General features: G+C 30.3%; 3 protein-coding genes. All 3 read right to left on the reverse strand.

All coding sequences use genetic code 11. The features are described from left to right. Window positions 1-267: 267 nt before the first annotated feature. Window positions 268-864 carry a DUF1349 domain-containing protein gene (locus tag AC1DTM_RS23180; RefSeq protein ID WP_002085622.1) on the reverse strand — a complete coding sequence of 199 codons (597 nt, stop codon included), beginning with the start codon at window positions 862-864 and terminating at the stop codon, window positions 268-270. A gap of 33 nt (window positions 865-897) precedes the next feature. Continuing rightward, a complete protein-coding gene (locus AC1DTM_RS23185; protein ID WP_016104847.1) occupies window positions 898-1782 on the reverse strand; it encodes a GNAT family N-acetyltransferase in 885 nt (294 codons plus the stop codon). A gap of 264 nt (window positions 1783-2046) precedes the next feature. Next, on the reverse strand, window positions 2047-2382 hold a 336-nt coding region (locus AC1DTM_RS23190; RefSeq protein ID WP_477000987.1), incomplete at its 5' end, for a 3-alpha domain-containing protein.

The following is a 2382-nucleotide window of genomic DNA, read 5'->3' on the forward strand; positions in this document are numbered from 1 at the left end:
TTCATACATAATCTCCTTTTTTCATGAAATTACCATTGAATAATTCATATTCCTCCTTATTTAAGTGATATAGTCTGTAATTTCTTCATTAGTCCTATTATATTATGCAAATTAATATTTAACATTATTAAATGATAAGTTTTAAATCATTTTTAGTCAATAAAATGGAACTTTAATCTACCAGGCATTTTCACTGCCAGTTGATGTGAATACTCTTTAACTTAATAAAAACCGCATTCTCATTTAGTAAGAATGCGGTTTTCCCATCTATATTTGTTCAATTTTAAAATCGAAAACCTCGGTCTCGAATCCATTATTTTCAGAAGGACTACACGTATAAAAACCAATTTTAACAGGCTCATTACCTATGTCCTCCATCAAATGAGCGATTCTTATTTGTTCCCATCGCTGACTCGTTTTCACATATATTGTATAATCGCCAAGTTTTCGAATGATTCGAAAACTTAATTGTTGCTTAGCAAACTCATTTGGATAGTCTTGCGTTGACCAATCAGAATAGCCATTATTCGTTACGACAGCACCTAAATGTGATGGGCCCTCAGGAATATATTCTAAAGATGTTTTTAACCAACACTTCTCAGAAATCATAACAAATAAACCCGCTTGATCGTATGTCGCATTTGGATTCATGCGCAATTGAACTTCAGCCTGAAAATCTGTCATTATCTCATCATAAAATACATGGCCATTCATTACTTCAAAACCATAATGGGTTTTCAGCCAAAAATCTGTTTCTTCTTTCGAATGGACAATGAATGTATCATTGTCTTCAAGTTTGTAAAATTTAGGTGCGTTCATTACAGTAAGTTGCTCAATATGATTTGGTATATATGATGTTTTCATAATTCCTCCATAAAAAAGCATTTAAATTAATATTTAAAACTCAGTTAATACCGGGAATTTATAACCTTTAAAATCTAATTCTTTATTACTTCGAACCATTAAATACTTACTAGTCTGTAATTCTGTATATTGTACATCATCAATTCCTAATTGATCTGGGTAGAAATAAAATTCAATCTCCGTAAATTCCCCAGAGATTTCCTCACATAATTCATCTAAAATCGGAATTACCGGCGCAAATACTCCAAATAATTTTAATTTTTGATTTTCTACTGTAAAAACAATCAGCGCATCTAATTTCTCTGAATAATAAAGGTTTTCATTCCATGTTGAATCATACATATTTAAATAAAACGAAGAGCGGTAATTTAACGTTGAAAATTTATTAGAAAGCCTTTGGCCATTTTCAATAATCTCATGTATTAATTGTCTATCCTCTTCATTATAAAAATCTAACTTTTTAAGTTGAGAATCTTTATCACTCTTGTTTTCGTATGATACCGTCATCAAATATTCTTGCACAATTTGAAAACCAAATGGTTTATATAGTTCCGGATTTTCAGTAAACAAGACCGCACACTCGCATTGCTCATCAATTTCCTCTATCATCTTACTAAACAATTGTTTCATTAATCCTCGTCTACGATAATTCGGATGTGTCATTACTGATTGAATACCCGCTGCATTTATTTTTTCACCATTAATTAAAAGCGGAAGTGAAAATGCCGCAACATTTGCAATCGCTTTATCATCTTGTAAAAATGATAATGCTTTATATGTATAATCCCAATATCCTTTCGCTGAAAAATCATGCAATGTTTGACTYGTAATCCCAAACACTTCTTCAAATAAAGGAAATAACTGCTCTCTTTTCGGTTCTTCTAATATAATATTTGCAAAATTATCAACATTCCCCATATTGTCCCTCCATACGTCGATTCCATTAAATTAGATATACTTATATGACCTACTCCTAGAATAATAGGCCTTTCAAATCAATATATTATCATAAAACATAAAAAAATAGTCTAATTTATTTTTTGTTTTGACTATTTAAAAATAAGTCAAATAAACTCATATAAAGATTTTCGAATATTAATAAGTTTATTATATACAAATGGTGCTTTCTAATTAACTTATTACTAATAGAAATGCACCATTTATAAAAATATTATTCACTTATTATTTTGTTCCTTCAAGTCGCTCCTTCGTACTTATTTCTTCACCCCTAATACGCTTTTCAAACGTCTTTCTCCAACTAGTAGACAGTGCATTTACTTCTAAAATCCTTTTTAATCCTTCAGAGTTTTGTTTTTCTTTATGCATTATGCGATTCGCAAACGAAATTGACACACCTTTTGGATCAGGCCTCAACAATTTCAAAGTATCTACCGGTAATATCCACCCTTCTTTTAATACTCGAAAATAAAAACCTGTGTATCCTGTATCTTGAAAATATAATGGTAGCTTTGGAATATTATATTTCTTCGCTAATTTAAAACAAGGTTGTCTTGGCTG

It is taken from the genome of Bacillus sp. P4_D3 (assembly GCF_056401855.1).